At 52.7% G+C, this 524-nt stretch carries 1 rRNA gene; it reads left to right on the top strand.

Annotated features, from left to right (window positions below):
• Positions 1-70: 70 nt before the first annotated feature.
• Positions 71-524: ribosomal RNA gene (locus ACMWLG_RS25895) — 16S ribosomal RNA — on the top strand; the annotation flags it as partial.

The raw sequence follows: 524 nt of genomic DNA, 5'->3' as shown, positions 1-524 counted from the left end.
AAATGAATACCAAGTCTCTGAGTGAACATACGTAATTCATTACGAAGTTTAATTCACGAGCATCAAACTTAAATTGAAGAGTTTGATCATGGCTCAGATTGAACGCTGGCGGCAGGCCTAACACATGCAAGTCGAGCGGCAGCGGAAAGTAGCTTGCTACTTTGCCGGCGAGCGGCGGACGGGTGAGTAATGTCTGGGAAACTGCCTGATGGAGGGGGATAACTACTGGAAACGGTAGCTAATACCGCATAACGTCGCAAGACCAAAGAGGGGGACCTTCGGGCCTCTTGCCATCAGATGTGCCCAGATGGGATTAGCTAGTAGGTGGGGTAACGGCTCACCTAGGCGACGATCCCTAGCTGGTCTGAGAGGATGACCAGCCACACTGGAACTGAGACACGGTCCAGACTCCTACGGGAGGCAGCAGTGGGGAATATTGCACAATGGGCGCAAGCCTGATGCAGCCATGCCGCGTGTATGAAGAAGGCCTTCGGGTTGTAAAGTACTTTCAGCGGGGAGGAAGG

The organism is Enterobacter sp. 01-M-02-SI-ECC (genome assembly GCF_047530595.1).
In the GTDB taxonomy this organism is placed as follows: domain Bacteria; phylum Pseudomonadota; class Gammaproteobacteria; order Enterobacterales; family Enterobacteriaceae; genus Enterobacter; species Enterobacter cloacae_M.
This window is presented reverse-complemented; position numbering and strand designations above follow the sequence as displayed.